This window comes from Clostridium sp. 1001271st1 H5 (assembly GCF_005845215.1).
Taxonomy (GTDB): Bacteria; Bacillota; Clostridia; order Lachnospirales; family Lachnospiraceae; genus Enterocloster.
Genome location: NZ_SPHO01000014.1, coordinates 91,050 through 109,957, shown reverse-complemented (window position 1 = coordinate 109,957; position 18,908 = coordinate 91,050). Strand labels below are relative to the sequence as shown.

Genomic DNA, 18,908 nt, shown 5'->3' with positions numbered 1-18,908 from the left:
CGTATTTACAAGGAAAATTGAACATTTGAGCAAAAGAAAAACCGTCCGGTGTGGGCGGTTTTCTTGATTTGACTAACATTTGACTAACATTGACTAATTTGCCTTGATTAAAACACTCTCCATGATGTTAGCTGCTTCCTCATTCTTGCTGCGGAAAAAGTAGGCATAGATATTTAATGTGGTGGTCGCATTGGAATGTCCCAGAACCCCGGCAACGGAGCGCGGGTCCATATTATTAGCAATCAATATGGATGCGGCAGTATGCCGTAAATCGTGTGGGGTTATATCCGGGGGTATCATGTGGCTGCAATCCTCTGCCACATATTTGTTATACAGTTCTATAATTCGTTTAAACTGATGGTATGGGCTTGAAGGGTGCATTTGAATCCCATTTTCTTGTGTGAAGATAAAATTCTTATCAAATTCTTTCCCGTGGTATCCCTGCCAATATGTGCCGCGCTCCATGCTTTGGCGCATTTGCTCCGCTTTCCATAATTTCAATATGCCTGTAACAACAGGCGGTATAACAGGAGTGCGTGATTTATTTGTTTTGGTCTTTTTCTGTATTATCTTTCCATCCACATAAGCTGTAGAGTTTTCAATATTCACGGTTCCGGTATCTAAATCTATATCATTCCATGTGAAAGCTATATTCTCACCACGTCTGTCACCAATAAATAGAGCCAGATAAAAGTAAGCCCGCCATTTTAAAGAGAGTTTCCAGGACGTTTGATATTCTTTGATTGAATATACTTCCCCTGATTTGTTTTTACGCTTACGGCCTCCGTATTTTATCGTTATAGGGTTGTCTAAGGCCCACAGGAACGCTTGTGTTTGCTCTATGGTAAGATATTTCACCTTATACTCTTTCTTGGGTCTATGTCCCTTGCTTTGCTTTCCAGCATAGATTAAAGAGTTTATGGTAAGTAATCCCTCACCAACGGCATAAGACAATAAGCTGCTGACAATGGCGCAATCCCTTGTTATGGTGCTTTCAGATAGCCCGCCGGGCTTTCCGTCAATCCTGGCCCCGTCCTGCCTTAAGTCTTTGCTGTAATCCTTAAGGTTCTTTGGAATGATGCTGCATATCTTTAAATGCCCCAGGCGTGGGACAATGCGCAATTTCAAACAGTTTTTATAGCTGGCCCAGGTAGTGATGGACATAATATCTTCATCCGGTTTTCCTGTAGGTTCATTGTCTTTTAAAAATAACTCAGATAGTTCCTCCAAAGTCATGCGCCGGCCTTTAACGTTTTGGCCTGATTTTACATCACGCTCAAAGTCCATTACAAATTGCTCCAGGGCCTTTTTCTCCTGTTTTGGGGTCATTCCTGGCTCTGGTGTGAATGTTTCCGTTTCAAGTATTTGGGACCCATCGGCTCTGCGCCCATTGCTAACCGTGACTTGATAAGAGTTACCGCGCTTTCTTACACTTGCCATAATATCCTTCCTTTCATCTGCTGGGCGGCATGGATGAATGGAAAATTGATAGTTGACAATAGTGGTTAATTAGTCTTTTTTTCTGTATTCCGGTATTTTCGTAAGCAATTCTAGCTGTTTAATGGTTCTGGTTATTTCTTCGTCAGCTTTCTTTTGACCTTCTTCGTTTAACATTGCATAATATTGTGCGAAAGAATCTCCTATGCCTCTTAAGGCTCTTGCCAGGTAAGCTGATTTGAATATGGATTCCTGCGGTGTCAGCTCTTCTCCACGGTTAGTTTTTTGCATAATACCATTAAACTTCATGTCGTCAAGATATTCATGATTATAGATACTATCATTGTTATGAAGTTTTATTTCTGTTTCTTCATATGACAAATGAGCTTGAGTAGACGTTGTTATCGGTAGACTTAATTTGTCTTTTCCTAAAATAAATACTTCTTGTGCAGAAAAGGATTTTTTTGCCTTTTCATCCATTGCTTTGGCGGCTTGAACAGTTTTTTGTATGTTATCCATGCGTGTAAAAAAATCTTTTTCGACTCCTAGAGCACTAGCAAGTTTTTGTAATTGTTCATCTCTGGGAAGTGATTGATTGTTTTCATATCTGCGAATCTGTACTTCGTGAATGCCACTTTCGCTAGCAAGCTTTTTTTGCGTCCAACCCTTATTTTTTCTTAGGATACGGATGCTATCACCAATTCTTAATAATGTACTGGCCTTCATATACCCACATCCTTTCTTATGATGCTTTAAGCATATCACATAGGAAATGTTTTTTCAATGCTAAAAATAGTTCTGTTCACATAGTTGACAAATCGAAATTAGTTCTATATAATATAAATAGAACTAAAAATAGTTCCATAAGGAGGTGGATTATGAGACTGTGTAAAACTAAGATGGAAATTATTATGGCAAAACATGATATGTACCAGAAGGACCTTGCAGACAAAGTAGGCATGAGTAGGGGGAATTTATCTACTCTTATTAACGGAAAGAATTGTCAGGCAAGAACTGCATTTAAGATTGCAGATGCGTTAGAGGTTGATGTAACTGAAATTTTAGAATAGAAATATGCTGGGCGGCATGGATGAATGGAAAGGAGCAAGCTTAGATTTATGACAAAAATGGAAATGGTTTCCAGATATACGGACTTAGCGCGGCAGCGTTCAGAACTTTTCTTGCAATCCGGTTCCTGTTGGAACACAAACACAGAAAGGCAGGAAAAGGCTATTCTTAATGAGATGGCGGCATTAGAAGCGGCTATTAAACTTCCAGTGCAGGAGGAGCAGTCCATTCCAGAAATGCTTACCATCCGTAAGGCAGCAGAGAGAACCGGATTATCTTATGATTGCATAAGAAAATTATGCCTCCAGAAGAAAATAACGTTTGTTATGGTTGGGACGAAATATTTAGTCAATTTTGGCAAACTGGTAGATTTTCTGAATGGACAGGGGGCTAATGCATGAGGGCTAAAGAATGGCGGTGATTAAACTTGAATGGCTGGGTGAGCTTACATAGAAAAATGTTAGATAATCCTGTAGTATGTAAGGATTCGGATTATATGGCTATTTGGATTTATCTTCTGCTTAATGCAACCCATGCGGAAATTCCTGCTATGTTTAAAGGGCAAAAAATAATGCTTAATCCTGGTCAACTGATAACAGGCAGAAAGGTCATTTCTGACAAATTGCGTGTCACGGAATCGAAAGTACAGCGTGTCTTAAAGTGTTACGAAAGTGAACAGCAGATTGAACAACAGACAGGTAATAGAAATCGCCTAATTACAATAAAAAACTGGGATATGTACCAAATGTGTGAACATCAGAATGTAACGCAATTGAACGACCATCGAACAGCCAGTGAACGACCAGTGCACACAAACAATAATGTAAATAATAAAATAAATATATTATGTTCGCCTGGAGCCGAACCAGATAAGACGGGAGATAATAATTCCGACCTTGAACAACTGAAAACAGACTTTGAAAAGATTTATGCCATATATCCCAAAAAGAGGGGAAAAGCAAAAGCATTTGAATACTATTGTGCTTATGTGAAAAAGGGGCGCTGTATCAACAAAGTTCGTTATCGGCTGACTAACAAGCAAATTTATTTGGCGGTTCGGGCCTATACCCGTGAATGGGAGGCAGAGGGAACAGAGATATGCTTTTGTAAAAATTTCGATACATTTATGTCAAAGGCTATTATTGATTATCTGCCGGGGGAGGATGATTTATGATTGTTAATGCGGAGCAAGCGCTTATTGGTGCCTTGATGATGGAACCACGGGCAATCAAGGATTGTGGGAGCATTCGCCCTGATATGTTTGTTGACGCGCTGTTAGGTAGGATATATCTGGAATTTTTGAGAGCGCATGATTTTGGATATCAGGCCAATCTTGTAACCCTTGCAGCAAATATTGCTGATGTTTCCCAAGCTGAATTACTGAGCAAATTAAAAGAGTGCAGTGATTCAAGTGTGACAAGCACTGCGGCTGGGGAATATGCAGATGTGATTAAAAACGCATATAAGGCCCGTACAGCCACGCAAATTATCAATGCAGTACAATTCCACCCATCTGCCGTAGAAAAGCAAATAGGGGAGACTGTGAACGCTCTGGAGGCATTGCAGGAGGATGATAGACCAAAGGCAAAAAGCTTAAGTGAGATTGTTGACGAAATGGCCCCAGGATGTTTTGTGGACAGGGAACGGGATTTTCTTTACACGGGATTCACACGATTGGATGAATGTCTTGGGGGTCTGGAGGGTGGGGATGTCATTGTTATTGGAGCGCGCCCAGCAGTTGGAAAATCTGCTTTTGTTACGCAAATACTGACCAATATGGGAATCCAGGGCAAGCGGGTGCTGCTGTATAATCTGGAAATGACAAATAAGCAGATGTATGAACGACTGGTGTCGCGGCAATCTGGTATTATGATGAACCGTATCCGGCAGGGCAAGGCTTTCCTGGGGGATGAAAAAGAACGGTTCCAAAAGGCCAATACGGAACTGAAAAGGCTGGATGTGTGGATATCAAGCGGGGTCAAATCCGTGGGCGAGATACGCAGAGAATGCCAGCACATGGGGGCTGATTGCATCATCATTGATTATTTGCAGCTTATAAAGACAGAACGTCATTATGCTAACCGGGTGTCAGAAGTGGGCGATATTTCAAAGGCAATTAAATCATTAGCAATGGAGTTGAACCGGCCTATCATAGTCTTATCGCAGTTAAACAGGGCATCAGAGGGACGGCAGACAAAAGAACCCACTATGTCGGAACTGAGGGAATCAGGTGATATTGAGCAGGATGCATCAGTTGTTATGCTACTTTGGAATCTTTCAGAAGAAAATGAAAGATACAAAGGGGTGAAGGTAGAGAAAAACCGACAAGGAAAAACAGCAAAATTTCAAATGGAATTTGTTGGTGAGGAAATGAGTTTCAAGGAAGCAGAGAGTAAAGATTTTAATTTCAAGCCCGTAAAGGAGAAAACACCATTTGATTAACAGGGGGCCGATGTGGTAAAAAATTCAGATGTGAAACAAGAATTTGAAATGTTCGCAGACGTTTGGAAGCTATTTAAGCAGCGGCTTCCAGTAGGAAAACCAGATGATGATGAATACTGGGAGGAAACCGTAAATGCAGTTAAGTGTTTCATGACAAAACATCCAGATTCATTCAGCAAGGATATAGCAATGGCGGTGTTGACAGAAATCGAAAGGAGGGGTAAGCGGTGAAGATAAGAACCCAGGATGCAAGGCAATACCTTGAATATGGTGAAATATATACAGAATATAGCCACGATGGTAAAGGGGCAACGGTGTATGTCAGAAGCAGGTTTCATAATGGAGCATTGTTTGTAGGAGTCTATGAGGATATGGCGAGGGCTAAAGGTGTTCTTTATGAGGTGGATTTAGCATATCAGACCGGGCAGAGGGTCTTTTATATGCCAGCAGAATAAAAATTACATAGCAGTATGATTGTATAGAGCCAGACGCTGAGACGCAGAGCCGTTTAAGGAAGGGCTTTATTTTTTACTATAACACAAAGAAAGTGGGGGATAATGTGATTGTTATTGGAATAATGATTTTTGTGGTTATTTGTGAACTGGCGGCGATTTATGAAAAGATGGAGGGTAAAAACAATGAATAAAATAGAAATGGTTGAAACGTGTTTGAGCGGCTGCATGAAGGTTCTGGGAGAAACGCAAAATGATTTGCCGGGGGTTGCGGCAGGATGCATGGAAAAGGGTATGGAGGACATATCTGGATTTATGCAGAATGCGGTAACAGAGGATAAAGCAAGATTAAAGAAAATGATAAGCGGAGGTTATAGGAATGGCAAATATTAATTTTGATGATGGATTTGAAACATTTACAATCAATGGGGATTCCAACCGGGTTATAAAGATAAATCCAAAGGATGGAAACATCCTAATCCGATTTGATGAAGCTATGCGGGACTTAAAAAACGAATCGGAACGACTTTCAAGTATCAAAGTTAAGGCAGACGGAAGTCCTGCAGAACAGGCAGGAATATCCCTGGAGGAAAGTACTTCCAGACTTGGGGAGTTTAACCAGCTTATCAACGACAAGATGGATTATATATTTAATGCCGATGTAAGACAGGCTGCTTTTGGGAGACAGTCTCCCCTTTCCATTGTTGGTCCAGATAACCGCTTTCTGTTTGAGATATTCTTAGAGGCAGCTTTGGAAGCGGTTCGCGACAAGCTGGAGGTTGCAACAAAAGAAATGGAATCCCAAGCAGGAAAGTATACAGGCCAGTACAAACAGGCAGCAGACAACGGGAGCAAGTACCCATTCCCTGTAAAGTAGGTGTTATATGAGTTCTGATGAAAAAATGATTGAAGCAATAAAAAAGATTTTGTCCAGGGGAAATACGGCAGAAATAAAAAAGCGAAAAAATGATGTGATTATCCTGGAGGTAGAAAAGAAAATTACATATCAAACTAATAGATAGAGTGGTATCTGTTAAAGGCTAAATGGAGCCGGGAATTTTGCGATATATGCAAGATTTCCGGCTTTTTCTGTCTCTTAGGAAGTGAGGAACTGGGATATTGAAAGCAGATGGAAATATTGTTATTGATACAAAAATCAATTCAGATGGGATGCAGCGTGGTATATCAGAAATTAAAGGCTCCATGACAAAGCTGGGTGGCATAGTGAAAGGCATCGGTAAGGCCATTATTACCGCTTTTGCGATAAAGCAGATTGTGCAGTTCGGTAAAGAATGTTTGGAACTGGGGTCCGATTTGGCAGAGGTACAAAACGTTGTAGATGTGACTTTTCCCAGCATGACAAAACAGGTGGATGATTTCGCAAAGGCGGCGGCTGATTCCTTTGGGCTTTCTGAGACGATGGCGAAAAAATATGTCGGTACGTTTGGAGCAATGTCTAAATCTTTTGGTTATTCAGAAAGCGCGGCCTATGATATGGCTACGGCATTAACCGGGTTAACAGGTGATGTCGCAAGTTTCTATAACTTGTCGCAGGAAGAAGCATATACAAAATTAAAATCTGTGTTCACGGGCGAGACGGAATCGCTTAAGGAATTAGGCGTTGTCATGACGCAAAGTGCATTAGACCAATATGCTCTTGCAAATGGTTTCGGAAAAACCACTAATAAAATGACGGAGCAGGAAAAGGTTGCCTTACGCTTGCAATTTGTACAGAACCAGCTTTCAGCGGCAAGCGGTGATTTTGCCCGCACATCGGATTCATGGGCCAACCAGGTAAGGATTTTTCAGTTAAGGCTACAGTCTTTAAAGGCTACGATTGGACAAGGGCTTATAAACCTGTTTACGCCTATTATAAAGGCCATAAATGTATTCCTTGAACGGTTGTCAACAGCAACCACGGCATTTAAGAATTTCACGGAAACGGTAATGGGTAAGAAGTCTGTAAATAGCGGAGTTGCACAAGCGGCTGGCGAAATGGCAGAGGTACAGGCTGGATATGAGGGCGCGGCTGATGGTGCGGAGGACTTTGCAGATGGAGTAAAGGACGCGGGCAAACAGGTAAAGAAATCATTAGCACCCTTTGATAACCTGATACAGATTCAGCGTGATGCAGAGGAAGGTTCTGAAAATACAGGAGATAGCAATATAATGCCGCCGGGACTGTCCCCTGATGAACAGCAGACAGAATCACCGTTTTTAAATAATGTCATGGAAACCCTGGAGGCAATCAAACAAAGACTGATTGAGATAGGGGGAATCTTTCAATCGGGGTTCTGGCAAGGCCTGGGGGATTACAAGCCTGTCCTGGATTCAATAAAGACAAACATAGCAAGTATTGGCGATAGTCTGAAAGATATTTTTACGGACCAGGGCGTTATGTCGGCCTTTAATACCATGTTGGATACTATTTCCTACAACCTGGGAAGAACTGCCGGGGCGTTTTCCAGTGTTGGACTGACAATAGCTGATAATCTGACAGGGGGAATAGCATTATATCTTGAAAGTGCAAAAGACAGAATCAAGGGTTATCTGATAAGTATGTTTGATATCACATCAGAAATCAGTACCATAGGCGCTGATTTTGCGGTGGCGGTAGCGGATATTTTTTCAGTATTCAGAAGCGATACAGCAAAGCAAATCACGGCTGATATTATAGCAATCTATGCAGATATATTCATGGGAATTACTGAATTATCGGCAAAGTTGTTCAGGGATGTGTTGGACACGATTCTTACCCCATTTGTAGAGAACAAAGATAAGATAAAAGAAGCTCTTACAAATACGATGGAGCCAATAAAAACCGTCCTTGATTCTATTTCACAGGGCATAACTGAGACATTCGAGAATTTAAACAAGATGTATGACGAGCATATTGCTCCGCTGTTTGAATCTATTAAGAATGGGCTGTCTGAAATCCTGGGGAATCTGCTGGATGGTTATAACAAGTACATTGCCCCAACCCTTCAAAAACTGGCAGATAAATTCTCAGAAGTATATGAAGGTACGATACAGCCGCTTATCAATAAAATCATTGAGCTGATAGGGAAAGTTGCAGATTTAATCAAGGTAATATGGGATGAATATTTAAAGCCTTTACTTAGTTGGATATCTTCCAACATACTGCCCGTTGTTGCCCCTATACTGGAGACAATAGGCACGTACCTGCTTAACCTGATTGACACGGCGGCATCTGTTTTGGATGGGCTGATAACGGCCTTTTCTGGAATCATAGATTTCCTGACAGGTGTATTTTCTGGAGATTGGGAAAAAGCTTGGGAAGGTATCAAGGAAATATTCGGGGGTGTTATTGATGCCATAATGGGCCTTGTGGAAGGTCTGATAACGTCACTAGGCGATTTTATTAGTGGAGGACTAGAAAGTATTGGCGCAATCATAAAAACGGCGCTAAGCGGCCTTTTAGGGGCGGTAGAGGAAGCATGGAAGCGTATTTCCAGTACCGTTAAGGGATTATGGAATGCTTTAAAAGGAGATGCACAGAACATATTTGAAGGAATCGGACGGGCCATAGAATCAGTGTGGGATTCTGTAATGAATAAGACTACCGAAATATGGAACAGTATTGTGACGGTAATAAAGAATACGATAGCGAAGATTGTTTCAGGTATCGAGGGCATGGTAAATTCGGTGATATCCGGGATAAACAAAATTATCGAAGCAATCAATAGGGTAATGGATAAGGTGGGAATTGCAATCCCTGCCATCCCTAATTTGAACCTATCAAGCAAAACCAGTTATCCAGCCTCTGCCTATGCAGCAGTACCATTTAGAATGCCAATGCTTGCAACTGGTACAGTAGTGCCACCACGGGCCGGGATGTTTGCTGCTATCTTGGGAGATAACCCAAAGGAACCGGAAGTGGTATCCCCTTTATCAACTATGAAGCAAGCTCTTAAGGAAGCGTTGGCAGAAAGCAATATATCTGGTGGAAACCAGATTGCTAAAGCGGAGCTAATACTTGATGGTACAAGATTTGGTCAGCTTGTAGTCAAATTCGGAAACAACGAAAAGAATCGTGTGGGTGTAAGAATGGTTACGGAAGGAAGTATATAAAAATCCCGCTGTCGTTTTTAAATGGGTGATGGCAGCGGGAAAGTCACATTGCTTTAATTATATCAGAAGGATGGTGTATAAGCAATGAGGACAAGGGACAAGAGCTTAAGCGATTACGGAATAGATTGCAGCCGGACGGCTGAATTAATGGAACTTGCCAGACTGGAAGAAAACAAAGGCTTAATATGCAAGGCGGCTGAATTAAGTAATCCAGGACTATCTACTTTTATTATTGAATCTCTCACACAAAAAAGAGGGTATGACCGTATTTATATTAAATCGTATATTCCCGCTAAACGTGATGATTTTTACGCATACCGCAGGAAAACATTAGCATTGTTTAGTCTGCTGCTGGAAGGGAAAGCGCCTATAATACCGAGGGACAGGAGGATACAGAGAAATTCCCGCATAGCTAGTTAAAATAGCAGGAAGGGCATTCTGATGCTTTCTATGGGGTATGGACGGCTAATATCTGCTTACGGAAACTTACGCTTGCACAGTATAGGAACCAGATTAAACCAGACATTTTTACAATATACCCCTAAATAACCCTAAAACCATAAACATCATGTATACGGTTCATCGACCACCAAATGGTTGTCGTTCAATAAAACCTTAGAAAACCTTAGTTTTATGTTTATAGCAGAAAGAAAATTAATCGTAAGAAATGAAGTGAGATTTAAAGGTTGTGCATCAGACGCACGATAAAATTGTCATGGGCGAGAGCCATGACAATTTACTATTTGAATTGGGATACCCCGGCAGAGGTACGGCGCTCACTGGTCCACGTCAATAATTGGGTGGTCAATGGAGAAATAACGGCAAAGGAGGCGAATGCTATATTTTATTCGGCTAATCTTATTCTTAAAGCATTAGAGCAAGAAAAACAGTGATATCACCAACTTATCGTAACGTGTCGGTGAGACAGGCACGTTGGAAATGCTCTTGTCGCTGGGGTACGCAAAGAGTCCATCACCCAGGCAGAGCACATCTGCATATTATCGGAATGCGGCTATGCGAAGCTGATTAAGATAATGAATACTGGCCTGGGGCGGTGAAATACCGGGTCAGTATTTTTCTACCCCAGGACAATCAGATAATGCTTTATGATATCATAGTTTGAAACTGCGCAAAAGTGCGCACAAAAAAAACAAAATAGACTAAACTAAACGCTATCCCTCTGCCGGTATCAACTATAGGCACATATACGTTGACGAATGCACAAAATGCACTAAAATGCATACAAAAAAAAGTCCGGGTCAAAAATGAGGTACAATTTTATGACAATCCGATTGGGCAGTGAAACAGTCCTGCCTTAGATGAGTGTGAGTCAAGGGGGATAGAGTAGGTGGGAAGCGATTTGTTAGGTCTGGACAATACTGGAATGAGTTAGGACAATGCAGCTCTGCCTATGTCCAGGTATACCCTATTTCCGGGCATACCTGATGGATTTCACGGCGGAAAATTCCGCCGCCAAAAAGACATTTTTCCAAAAATGGAAGAAAGTATAGGAGGCAAGCAAGAGAGTTACATGATGGACTGGAAATTAAGAGCAACTTCACGACATGGTTTGACCGTATGTGTGAGTATGGTTTTACTGAAAACGATTATACGGTTATGTGGAGCGATTCCAAAAATGGAAACGCTGTAGAGTTTGAGAAAATGCGGATTACATATTGGTTACTCAAAAAAGAGTAAAACCTCAGAAATCGGCGGAAGACCATCAATAGACTATGAAATCACTGTAGACATGGCAAAGCAGATTTGCATGAGGGATTGGAGATTAGAACTGAATTCGTAAAGTGGTTTTCAAGGATGTGTAAGTACGGTTTTTTCAATAAAATGGACTATTTTAGAGGTTATCGTCAAAAATGACAAAAACTCAAAAGGCGGTAGGAAGCAACAGATTTATATGATTTACTTTGGAAGTGATGAAATGACCAGCGTACTTACACCTCCGGAGGTTCAAAACAACGGCGGTGTGCAGATTAGAGAGCTTCAAGACTATATTGTTTCTGTTGACACAGCAAAGCATATCTCACAGCCGAATTTCCGGCTGTGAGATAACCACTGCCCTATTTCGGGGCAGAGGGCAGGACAAGATTGTTACCTCCTTGCTGCTTCCCACTGGTATACCCTACCAGCGTACCTATTGCTACGGTGGTAAGGGGAGTTTTCCCCATACCTGGAAGAAAGTTATTGGTTGCTCCATTTTATTATTTTTTCTCATTTAAAATATCCTTTACATTATGAACTATATGTTTACTTTGTTCTTGAATATAGTTAGATTCTATGAAAAGGTCTGCCCAATTTTGGGGAGCCCCCAATCCGCTGGTTATGTTTTGGTTTACGCTGGTGCTCATGTTTCTTTAGGTGTCGTGTTTCGCGACACCCTATGGGTGTACGGCGTTTTACAGTACACTCTGCTGCATTCGTTTAAGTTACATTCCAAATAAATCCGCATGGGTTCCGGTTCGCTGCAACAGCAATTCTGTTTCGGTTTGCTGGTAAATCAATAACCAATCGGGCTGCAAATGGCATTCTCTGTAACCGACATAGTTTCCTGATAAATTATGGTCCTTATTCTTTTCTGGCAATGGGGCCGGGATTCTTAATGTGTCAACTGCATTCTGAAATATGGATACATCAAGGCCGCGTTTCACACAAGTTTTGAAATCTTTCTTGAATCTGGTAGAATACCGCACATCTAACATGGTCAGTCCTCCATCAGTTCGTTTATAAGGTCCTCGGTGCTTCCGGTAAAAAGATGGCCTCCCCCGTTCTCTAGCTCTGCAAATGCTTCCAATGTTTCAGCATTGGGTATTTCATCCGGGATAGCAGCTCCTTGGAGATATGGGATTATAAAAACAAGCTTACCTTCGGGAATCTGGTCAATTAAGCTTTTGGCTAAGTCTCTATTACTCATGGTTTTACGCTCCTTTCTGCAATGATATCAAAGTTTTAATTGGCTAAAATCAATAGAGAATCCTGGATAAATCCTTACGGGGATTGAATCATTAAAGGAATGGATAACCGGGCTGTCCCCATGCTCCATATCATACACAAGGATTATCTGCCGTAATGGGTCTACAATCCAATATTCACGGACACCAGCTTCACGGTATAAGGATAACTTGGTGTAATAGTCCATAGGCTTGCTACTGGGGGATACAATCTCAATAATCCAATCTGGCGCACCGTTGCAGCCCTTACTGTTCAATTTGTCTTTGTCGCAAATAACGGATATATCTGGCTCCAGGTAGTTTGTATTACTCTTTTCATCCTCTGCCTGGAGGAACACGGCAAACGGAGCCGGGAATACCTCGCAGGAACCATTATTGTTGCGGATGTGGTTTCCTATCTCCAGGTGCAGGAATGACAATGTTCTTTGATGGGCTGTGCTGGGTGGGGCCATGTAATAAATCTGTCCGTTAATTAGTTCAGCCCGTTCACCTTCTGGCAGATTGTAAATATCGTCAATGGTATGGATTCTTTCTTGTGGTAATGGCATAGGGTCACACTCCTTCCTGGGCGGCGTTATCAGATTCGATAGTTTGTGTAATGGCGCGATTGATAAAACCATTTAGGCTTTCACCATGTATTTCAGCGTGTTTCGATATGTCAGTTTTCTTCCCTTTAGGTACAGTGAGATTAATTCTGTCATAATTGTTACTGATATATTTATTTACTGCTTTTTGCTGGGCTTTGCTTATTTTGCTTTCCTCTGCCATAGATTCATATTTCCCCTTTCATTAGGTGATAAAAGTTAAAATCACCTATTTTCATTATACCCATATTGTAGCACTAATATCTACTTGCGTAAATATACAAATTTCACAAATATATTTGCGCAAATATATGAAGTATGCCAATGGACTATTTGCGCAAATAGATATATACTATATACATAGCAAGGAACACAAAACAAAAGCAGCCGGGGCAGACAATCCCCCACAAACCTATCAATCGTACCTGTGAGCCGAAAGCAATAGACACGCAAGACTGATAGGGGCTGCGGATTCAATCCCGGTGAGAATCAACCATTTATTATGAAAAGGAGATTATGATATGAGTGCAATGGACTACATTGACATTCAGTGTCCAACTGCTGCGGAAATGTTTGGACTGATGCCAAAAGGCAGTAGCAGGCCATTAAGATTTGAAATATTGGGGTATGCAGAGTTAGAAGATGGACAGCGCTTCCCGATTTTGGGGAAAATCCTTCCGATTAATAAAACGATTCCTGTCAAGTTGGGAGAAATAGAGAAATAATCAAAATAAAGCTGATGAAAAAAAATATTAAGATAGGTTAAATTATTGAGAACACTGATTTTAAAACAAGATTAGTGTTCTTTTCTATATATCCAAAAACCCATTCGCATAAATTACGAAAGTAGTGAATGGGCCTTTGGATATATGTCATATTTAAGTAAAGGGATTATTTCTTTATATAGTGACCGGAGCCGTATATTTTGTGCAAGTATTGGGTTTTGTTTAATCCGTATTCCATAATTAGATTTCCTTCTGCGTCTGCATCGTGTCACGATTCATTGTTTCGTCTATTGCACGATTAATAAAGGAATTTAATGTTTCTCCGCTTAATTCAGCATGAGCTTTTATTTCTTCTTTTTTCCCTTTGGGTTTTACGGTTAATTCGATGCGGTCATAATTTCGTTTCACATATTCATGCACCGCCTTTTGCTGCGCTTTGCTGATTTTGCTATCTTCTGGCATTTTATCACCTTCTTTCATTTTTAGGTAAATGGAGTGACGAATAATAAATACACCTTCTCTACCATACCAATATTATAGCAAAAAAGTCTATTCACGTAAATATACAAAATTCACAAATATATTCACGTAAATATATAAATGATGCCAATAGACTATTCACGTGAATAGATATATAATGTAGTTATAAGGATGAAACAAACGAACAGCCCGAAAAGTTGTGAAGCTGAAAACCATATACCTGTGAGTGAGCAATAGAGCAAAACCAATAGCCAGGAAGATGATTCAGCCGGACAAGGAAGGAGACAGAAATCATGAAGTACAATCTTCAAAAAATCATGCTGAGAGCATGGAGGCTTTACCGGGAGAAAAAAGAACTTTCTTTTGCAGAGTGTTTACACAGGGCATGGTTATCTGCAAAGGCAGAGGCAATCAACGCAAAGAGAATTGAAGAAGCAAAGGCCACGGCAGGAGTTGAGGAAGAAACAAATACCTGGAACGGCTGGAAACAGTTAGGATATGAAGTTATTCATGGAAGCAAGGCCCTGTTTGGTACTGAACTGATATGGGGAAGCCGGGGAGATGGGAAAGCTTATAAGGCCCGATTCTTTGGACGCTCACAGGTACATGAGATTGCAATAGCATAAGAAAAAGCCTCTGCCAGTGCTACCAACACTGACAGGGGCCAACGAAACAGCCGGGGCCGTTCCTAATCACATAGGTATATTAGCATGGCCCCTAATAAAAAGAAAGAGGTAAATTGAAAATGTATCATTTAATTGATGAAAAAAGAAGATTATACGCTTGCAACGTGGCAGAAATTACACTGGAGGATTCGTATTGTATATTACAGTCATGGGGCGGTAAGCATTCGCTATCAGAGGTAGTGGTATTTTATTCCGTGACACAGAACGCAGTTGTTATAAATGAGAATTGCAAGGATTTTAATAGCATTGTTATGTTATGCCGGGGCTTTTTGGATGCAGATGCAGAAACATTGGAAGATGTTGAAAAGGGCAACCTTGAAGGAAACACATGGGAGCCAGTTTGTCGTGTGCTGCTGAAGGCAAGGGCGATGATGGACTTTAAAGACAATATGGAGATGCTTTCCCATCAGAAGCCTGGGAAGGAATATCACTTGATGGACTGGCGTACATATAATCACTTGATGCAGGAGCAGCAGTTTTTTAATATATTCCAGTACGGCGTTATCATGGGTAAAAGGACTGAACGGGCAAGGAGGGCAAAGTAGATGCACTATCCAATTAATATAGAAATGCTTATGGAGATGGCCAAAACTGCCGGAATAAATGAATTGTCAAAGACGCTTTTAGGGCAGATGGCAAGGGTGTTAAACAATATTTATAAGATGGGTATGGAATATTCAACCGAAGATTTTGTTTTCACGCCCGAAATCGTAAGGGAAGCACATCAGAGGGTATATGGTAAGCTTTTAGTGAATGAAGAAGTAAACCAGCGATTCTATGAACTGCTGTCTGAATGGGGAAATGATGCGTTCCAGGCGGGTGCGGCTAATGATAAACATACTGTCAGGTTATCCAGTATATCTATTTCCAGAAGAAATTCTGGTACAAGGCCGACAAAAAAGAAGATGGAACAGGCTAGGCAGTTCTATGAAAAGTACGGTGTATATAAAAGGGAAATTGTGATTGATGAACACGGGGTATTGATGGATGGATACACCACATATCTACTTATGTGTGAACAAGGTAAGGATATGGTGCCAGTAAGACGAATAAGGAGACAGGGGATTAAAGCGGTATTCAATGAAGGTGGCAAGCAATACCAGTGGGAAATCCCCTTGAAATTGATAGATAAGATAGCTCCGGGGGATAGGGTGGTAGTGGAAACATTTTATGGTCCGCAGCGGGTGACAGTTAAAGAGATTATCCCTCTTGCCAAAAGAACAGGCCGAAAAGTACGGCAAATAGAAGAAAAAGAGAACTAATCAAAGTCCCAGGATGTCATTTATATGTGGCATACTGGGGCATTTTATTGACTAACATTTGACTAACAAAGTTGCATCAAGAAAAATTGGTGGAAAATAGGATATTGCCTAGAAATGGCTTAAATACGTACTTTTTTGAATGACACAATCTAATAAAATGTGTTGAAAATACCGATTTTTAAAATTCGTAATGCGTGGGTCGCCGGTTCGAGTCCGGCCAGTGGCTCTGTGAAACCCTTGTGAAATCAAGGGCTTTTTTTGTTTTCTGTAACTTTAAGCCCAACCATGTAAATTGTATTGAAAAATACCGGGTGATATGGTAAATTCTAATTAATACATCTGCACGGGCAATGGATGAACAGGGGCCAGCGGCTGCAAGGAAGGATGGAATTTATGAGAATAGAGGCATTAAAGTACCAGACCGACAAGAAGGAAGACATCATTATTTTTGTGGATTACAATGAGGTGTACAGCGAGGGATATCATGTACAGTGGTCCATAGCCGATATTGCCTACCGGAGGCCGCCTTCGAGAAACTATATCTTTTTAAGCGATACATACCGGGATGACAGTGAGTACTACATACTGCCGCCGGAAGAAAAAACCGCATATGCTTTAAAGAGGCAAAAGGAGTTTGCAGGGGAAGAAAAGCTGAAAGAGGCCCTGGTTTCCGCCTGGAATATCATCCGTCCTGATACGGATTCCATATTGGGGATGTGAGAAGGGTTAAAATCATGGTTTTGCGGAAGCCGGCAGAGCCAAAGGCCGTATAACCACACCATAAAATCAAAGGGGAATGCTATGACAACGGCATTCCCCTTTCTGACATTCTGCTCTGTTTTTCGGCCTGATGCAGCAATACCACTGTTCCGGCCGTTCCATCAGCGCCATTACCCCGGCGGGCACAGGCGCCAAAAAATCCGCCATTTCCTCACCTCTCATTTTCATAGCCGTATTTCACGTACTCCATCATCTGGTCCGTGGTTTCCTCATTTCGTATAAAGCCCTTGAGGATGGAATGAATCCTGGCTGTCCGGCTGTCCTCCGGTTCATTGCCGCCCATATCCGCATCCAGCTGGTCACGCATCTCAAAGAGCGTATCCTTTTTCTCCGGCATCGGAAGCTTCATTGCCTTGGCAATGGTCCCGATGGCGCAGTAGGCTTCCAGCGGGGACGTCATGGGAGCGGGAGGCTCAAACCGGGCCTTGATGTCCAGGGCCATTTTTATGATATAAGACATGTCTCAACACCTCTTTTTCAAAGATAGGAATATCATACCACAAAAATCCCGCTTTGTCCTCCCCGTTAAGATTCCGTAAAAATCCCTGGGGAACAGGCGCAGTAATTTAAATCCTAATTGCTGTTAGTTTCAGCTTATGATATGATATATGGGTGAATGACTTGCCGAAATGACGGAATACTTTAGACATAGGAGTAAAGATGTATGAAAAACCCAAGATTTAAAAATTATATATACTGGGGAACAACGGCGCTGGCCGTGGTTGCCTGCAGCGTTGCATTTGGATTTTTCCTGTCGCGTTTTGAAATTGTATCAAGGGCAGCGGGAAAAATCGTATCCATATTGATGCCCATTATCTACGGGGCAGTGCTGGCCTATCTGATGCTGCCTATCTATAACAAGACCAGGGCCTATACAGCAGGAAAACTGAAACGCTGTATTAAGGACGCACGCACGGCAGACGGTCTGGCTAAGGCCGCCGGTACGCTGGTAAGCCTGCTTCTGCTCGTTGCCATTGTCTGCGGATTGTTCTGGATGGTCATTCCCCAGATTTACACCAGTATTATCGGCCTTCAGGAAAGCCTGGGAGAGAACATCAATAACCTGAGTCTCTGGCTCATGAAGATGTTTGAGGATAACCCCACCATTGAACAGACCATCATGCCTTTTTATGAGCAGGCCGCCACGGAGTTCCAGAACTGGCTGACCACAGACCTGGTGCCCAATATGTCTAAAATCATAGGCGAGCTCTCCACCGGCATTTTAAGCGTGGTCACAGTTGTGAAGAACATACTGATTGGCGTCATTGTCATGGTTTATTTCCTCAACATCAAGGACACCCTGTCGGCCCAGAGCAAGAAGATTGTCTACAGCCTGCTGAAGCTTAAGGACGCCAACCGGCTGGTAAGCGAGGTGCGTTTTGCCCACACTGTATTCGGAGGTTTTATAACCGGAAAGCTGTTGGATTCCCTGATTATAGGAATCATGTGCTTTTTTGCCATGCAGTTTTTAAAAATGCCCTATGTGCTGCTGGTCAGTGTGATTATAGGCGTGACCAATGTGATTCCGTTTTTCGGCCCCTTTATCGGAGCCGTGCCCAGCGCTTTTCTCATATTGCTGGTGAGCCCCATGAAATGTCTGTATTTCCTTATTTTCATCCTGGTGCTCCAGCAGTTTGACGGCAATATCCTGGGGCCGAAAATCCTGGGGGATTCCACGGGACTTCCCAGCTTCTGGGTATTGTTTTCCATCCTGCTGTTCGGCGGCTTGTTCGGATTTGTGGGAATGATTATTGCGGTGCCGCTGTTTGCCGTCATTTACAGGCTTACAGCCACCTATGTGAGCAGCGCGCTGAAAAAGAAGGATTTATCAGCCAGGACAGAGGATTACCTGAGCCTGGATTATATTGACGAAGAAGACAGGCATTATGTTGACCGGGAGAGGGAGGAGTAAAAACATCATATAAGTATTGAGGGAG

Annotated in this window: 26 protein-coding genes; 18 read left to right on the top strand and 8 right to left on the bottom strand. The window is 41.9% G+C overall.

Going from position 1 to position 18,908, the window contains the following annotated elements; translation table 11 throughout:
* Positions 1 to 93: 93 nt before the first annotated feature.
* Complete coding sequence (locus tag FGS84_RS20355; protein ID WP_138310215.1) at positions 94 to 1,440, bottom strand: tyrosine-type recombinase/integrase; 1,347 nt, start codon at positions 1,438 to 1,440, stop codon at positions 94 to 96.
* Positions 1,441 to 1,509: 69 nt separating this feature from the next.
* Positions 1,510 to 2,163 carry a helix-turn-helix transcriptional regulator gene (locus tag FGS84_RS20350; RefSeq protein ID WP_138310214.1) on the bottom strand — a complete coding sequence of 218 codons (654 nt, stop codon included), beginning with the start codon at positions 2,161 to 2,163 and terminating at the stop codon, positions 1,510 to 1,512.
* 152 nt (positions 2,164 to 2,315) lie between these two features.
* Here FGS84_RS20350 and FGS84_RS30985 point away from each other — a divergent pair, with 152 nt between their 5' ends.
* The 12 genes from FGS84_RS30985 (at position 2,316) to FGS84_RS32000 (ending at position 11,189) form a co-directional block, all read left to right on the top strand.
* Positions 2,316 to 2,507: a helix-turn-helix transcriptional regulator gene (locus tag FGS84_RS30985; RefSeq protein ID WP_171042684.1), complete on the top strand. Its 192-nt coding sequence runs from the start codon at positions 2,316 to 2,318 to the stop codon at positions 2,505 to 2,507.
* Between the two features lie 48 nt (positions 2,508 to 2,555).
* Positions 2,556 to 2,906 carry an excisionase family DNA-binding protein gene (locus FGS84_RS20340; RefSeq protein WP_243130028.1) on the top strand — a complete coding sequence of 117 codons (351 nt, stop codon included), beginning with the start codon at positions 2,556 to 2,558 and terminating at the stop codon, positions 2,904 to 2,906.
* A gap of 95 nt (positions 2,907 to 3,001) precedes the next feature.
* On the top strand, positions 3,002 to 3,679 hold the full coding sequence (locus tag FGS84_RS20335) for a hypothetical protein (protein WP_074664447.1): 678 nt from the start codon (positions 3,002 to 3,004) through the stop codon (positions 3,677 to 3,679).
* Entirely contained in the window at positions 3,676 to 4,947 is a 1,272-nt protein-coding gene (locus FGS84_RS20330; protein ID WP_138310211.1) for a DnaB-like helicase C-terminal domain-containing protein, read from the top strand. Before FGS84_RS20335 ends, FGS84_RS20330 begins: the two co-directional genes overlap by 4 nt.
* Before the next feature lie 12 nt (positions 4,948 to 4,959).
* Complete coding sequence (locus tag FGS84_RS20325) at positions 4,960 to 5,178, top strand: hypothetical protein (RefSeq protein WP_118018919.1); 219 nt, start codon at positions 4,960 to 4,962, stop codon at positions 5,176 to 5,178.
* Entirely contained in the window at positions 5,175 to 5,402 is a 228-nt protein-coding gene (locus FGS84_RS20320) for a hypothetical protein (RefSeq protein WP_118018918.1), read from the top strand. Before FGS84_RS20325 ends, FGS84_RS20320 begins: the two co-directional genes overlap by 4 nt.
* 159 nt (positions 5,403 to 5,561) lie before the next feature.
* A complete protein-coding gene (locus FGS84_RS20315; protein ID WP_243130027.1) occupies positions 5,562 to 5,792 on the top strand; it encodes a hypothetical protein in 231 nt (76 codons plus the stop codon).
* Positions 5,779 to 6,276 (top strand): hypothetical protein, encoded by a 498-nt coding sequence (locus FGS84_RS20310; protein ID WP_138310210.1) that lies wholly within the window; start codon positions 5,779 to 5,781, stop codon positions 6,274 to 6,276. Before FGS84_RS20315 ends, FGS84_RS20310 begins: the two co-directional genes overlap by 14 nt.
* 7 nt (positions 6,277 to 6,283) lie before the next feature.
* Positions 6,284 to 6,421, top strand: coding sequence for a hypothetical protein (locus FGS84_RS30980; protein WP_002583339.1), 138 nt, complete (start codon positions 6,284 to 6,286; stop codon positions 6,419 to 6,421).
* Positions 6,422 to 6,518: 97 nt separating this feature from the next.
* Complete coding sequence (locus tag FGS84_RS20305) at positions 6,519 to 9,491, top strand: hypothetical protein (protein ID WP_138310209.1); 2,973 nt, start codon at positions 6,519 to 6,521, stop codon at positions 9,489 to 9,491.
* A gap of 84 nt (positions 9,492 to 9,575) precedes the next feature.
* The gene (locus FGS84_RS20300) at positions 9,576 to 9,911 is read left to right on the top strand and encodes a hypothetical protein (protein ID WP_138310208.1); all 336 of its coding nucleotides are present in this window, start codon (positions 9,576 to 9,578) and stop codon (positions 9,909 to 9,911) included.
* 1,029 nt (positions 9,912 to 10,940) lie between these two features.
* A complete protein-coding gene (locus FGS84_RS32000; protein WP_334292747.1) occupies positions 10,941 to 11,189 on the top strand; it encodes an antA/AntB antirepressor family protein in 249 nt (82 codons plus the stop codon).
* A 743-nt stretch (positions 11,190 to 11,932) separates the two neighbouring features.
* Here FGS84_RS32000 and FGS84_RS20280 read toward each other — a convergent pair.
* The 4 genes from FGS84_RS20280 to FGS84_RS20265 are packed head-to-tail and all read right to left on the bottom strand — an operon-like array spanning position 11,933 to position 13,222.
* Positions 11,933 to 12,205 carry a type II toxin-antitoxin system YafQ family toxin gene (locus FGS84_RS20280; RefSeq protein ID WP_002583331.1) on the bottom strand — a complete coding sequence of 91 codons (273 nt, stop codon included), beginning with the start codon at positions 12,203 to 12,205 and terminating at the stop codon, positions 11,933 to 11,935.
* 2 nt (positions 12,206 to 12,207) lie between these two features.
* On the bottom strand, positions 12,208 to 12,417 hold the full coding sequence (locus tag FGS84_RS20275; RefSeq protein WP_074664556.1) for a hypothetical protein: 210 nt from the start codon (positions 12,415 to 12,417) through the stop codon (positions 12,208 to 12,210).
* 27 nt (positions 12,418 to 12,444) lie between these two features.
* The gene (locus FGS84_RS20270) at positions 12,445 to 13,002 is read right to left on the bottom strand and encodes a Uma2 family endonuclease (RefSeq protein ID WP_138310205.1); all 558 of its coding nucleotides are present in this window, start codon (positions 13,000 to 13,002) and stop codon (positions 12,445 to 12,447) included.
* 4 nt (positions 13,003 to 13,006) lie between these two features.
* On the bottom strand, positions 13,007 to 13,222 hold the full coding sequence (locus tag FGS84_RS20265) for a hypothetical protein (RefSeq protein ID WP_117626975.1): 216 nt from the start codon (positions 13,220 to 13,222) through the stop codon (positions 13,007 to 13,009).
* A 337-nt stretch (positions 13,223 to 13,559) separates the two neighbouring features.
* On the opposite strand from FGS84_RS20265, the gene FGS84_RS20260 reads away from it, so the two are divergent.
* On the top strand, positions 13,560 to 13,763 hold the full coding sequence (locus FGS84_RS20260; RefSeq protein ID WP_138310204.1) for a hypothetical protein: 204 nt from the start codon (positions 13,560 to 13,562) through the stop codon (positions 13,761 to 13,763).
* Positions 13,764 to 14,003: 240 nt separating this feature from the next.
* Here the strand turns inward: FGS84_RS20260 and FGS84_RS20255 are convergent, their stop codons facing one another.
* Positions 14,004 to 14,243, bottom strand: coding sequence for a hypothetical protein (locus FGS84_RS20255; protein WP_330670832.1), 240 nt, complete (start codon positions 14,241 to 14,243; stop codon positions 14,004 to 14,006).
* Positions 14,244 to 14,536: 293 nt separating this feature from the next.
* Between FGS84_RS20255 and FGS84_RS20250 the strand changes: the two genes are divergently transcribed.
* The 4 genes from FGS84_RS20250 to FGS84_RS20235 all read left to right on the top strand — a co-directional run bounded on the left by FGS84_RS20250 (position 14,537) and on the right by FGS84_RS20235 (position 16,911).
* On the top strand, positions 14,537 to 14,869 hold the full coding sequence (locus tag FGS84_RS20250) for a hypothetical protein (protein ID WP_138310203.1): 333 nt from the start codon (positions 14,537 to 14,539) through the stop codon (positions 14,867 to 14,869).
* Between the two features lie 119 nt (positions 14,870 to 14,988).
* Positions 14,989 to 15,474, top strand: coding sequence for a hypothetical protein (locus tag FGS84_RS20245; protein WP_138310202.1), 486 nt, complete (start codon positions 14,989 to 14,991; stop codon positions 15,472 to 15,474).
* Complete coding sequence (locus FGS84_RS20240) at positions 15,475 to 16,191, top strand: hypothetical protein (protein ID WP_138310201.1); 717 nt, start codon at positions 15,475 to 15,477, stop codon at positions 16,189 to 16,191. It begins immediately after the preceding gene.
* Between the two features lie 393 nt (positions 16,192 to 16,584).
* On the top strand, positions 16,585 to 16,911 hold the full coding sequence (locus FGS84_RS20235; RefSeq protein ID WP_138310200.1) for a hypothetical protein: 327 nt from the start codon (positions 16,585 to 16,587) through the stop codon (positions 16,909 to 16,911).
* Between the two features lie 211 nt (positions 16,912 to 17,122).
* Here the strand turns inward: FGS84_RS20235 and FGS84_RS20230 are convergent, their stop codons facing one another.
* Positions 17,123 to 17,431 (bottom strand): DUF3837 family protein, encoded by a 309-nt coding sequence (locus FGS84_RS20230; RefSeq protein WP_138310199.1) that lies wholly within the window; start codon positions 17,429 to 17,431, stop codon positions 17,123 to 17,125.
* A 204-nt stretch (positions 17,432 to 17,635) separates the two neighbouring features.
* On the opposite strand from FGS84_RS20230, the gene FGS84_RS20225 reads away from it, so the two are divergent.
* Positions 17,636 to 18,883, top strand: coding sequence for an AI-2E family transporter (locus tag FGS84_RS20225; protein ID WP_138310198.1), 1,248 nt, complete (start codon positions 17,636 to 17,638; stop codon positions 18,881 to 18,883).
* Positions 18,884 to 18,908 lie beyond the last annotated feature (25 nt).

Coding starts and splice junctions, on each gene's coding strand:
- FGS84_RS20240 (WP_138310201.1), top strand. CDS start 15,475: ATGCACTATCCAATTAATATAGAAATGCTTATGGAGATGGCCAAAACT.
- FGS84_RS20310 (WP_138310210.1), top strand. CDS start 5,779: ATGGCAAATATTAATTTTGATGATGGATTTGAAACATTTACAATCAAT.
- FGS84_RS20355 (WP_138310215.1), bottom strand. CDS start 1,440: ATGGCAAGTGTAAGAAAGCGCGGTAACTCTTATCAAGTCACGGTTAGC.
- FGS84_RS20260 (WP_138310204.1), top strand. CDS start 13,560: ATGAGTGCAATGGACTACATTGACATTCAGTGTCCAACTGCTGCGGAA.
- FGS84_RS20270 (WP_138310205.1), bottom strand. CDS start 13,002: ATGCCATTACCACAAGAAAGAATCCATACCATTGACGATATTTACAAT.
- FGS84_RS20330 (WP_138310211.1), top strand. CDS start 3,676: ATGATTGTTAATGCGGAGCAAGCGCTTATTGGTGCCTTGATGATGGAA.
- FGS84_RS20255 (WP_330670832.1), bottom strand. CDS start 14,243: ATGAAAGAAGGTGATAAAATGCCAGAAGATAGCAAAATCAGCAAAGCG.
- FGS84_RS20275 (WP_074664556.1), bottom strand. CDS start 12,417: ATGAGTAATAGAGACTTAGCCAAAAGCTTAATTGACCAGATTCCCGAA.
- FGS84_RS20350 (WP_138310214.1), bottom strand. CDS start 2,163: ATGAAGGCCAGTACATTATTAAGAATTGGTGATAGCATCCGTATCCTA.
- FGS84_RS20280 (WP_002583331.1), bottom strand. CDS start 12,205: ATGTTAGATGTGCGGTATTCTACCAGATTCAAGAAAGATTTCAAAACT.
- FGS84_RS20335 (WP_074664447.1), top strand. CDS start 3,002: ATGGCTATTTGGATTTATCTTCTGCTTAATGCAACCCATGCGGAAATT.
- FGS84_RS20230 (WP_138310199.1), bottom strand. CDS start 17,431: ATGTCTTATATCATAAAAATGGCCCTGGACATCAAGGCCCGGTTTGAG.
- FGS84_RS20225 (WP_138310198.1), top strand. CDS start 17,636: ATGAAAAACCCAAGATTTAAAAATTATATATACTGGGGAACAACGGCG.
- FGS84_RS20250 (WP_138310203.1), top strand. CDS start 14,537: ATGAAGTACAATCTTCAAAAAATCATGCTGAGAGCATGGAGGCTTTAC.
- FGS84_RS20245 (WP_138310202.1), top strand. CDS start 14,989: ATGTATCATTTAATTGATGAAAAAAGAAGATTATACGCTTGCAACGTG.
- FGS84_RS20340 (WP_243130028.1), top strand. CDS start 2,556: ATGACAAAAATGGAAATGGTTTCCAGATATACGGACTTAGCGCGGCAG.
- FGS84_RS20265 (WP_117626975.1), bottom strand. CDS start 13,222: ATGGCAGAGGAAAGCAAAATAAGCAAAGCCCAGCAAAAAGCAGTAAAT.
- FGS84_RS20300 (WP_138310208.1), top strand. CDS start 9,576: ATGAGGACAAGGGACAAGAGCTTAAGCGATTACGGAATAGATTGCAGC.
- FGS84_RS20315 (WP_243130027.1), top strand. CDS start 5,562: ATGAAAAGATGGAGGGTAAAAACAATGAATAAAATAGAAATGGTTGAA.
- FGS84_RS30980 (WP_002583339.1), top strand. CDS start 6,284: ATGAGTTCTGATGAAAAAATGATTGAAGCAATAAAAAAGATTTTGTCC.
- FGS84_RS30985 (WP_171042684.1), top strand. CDS start 2,316: ATGAGACTGTGTAAAACTAAGATGGAAATTATTATGGCAAAACATGAT.
- FGS84_RS20235 (WP_138310200.1), top strand. CDS start 16,585: ATGAGAATAGAGGCATTAAAGTACCAGACCGACAAGAAGGAAGACATC.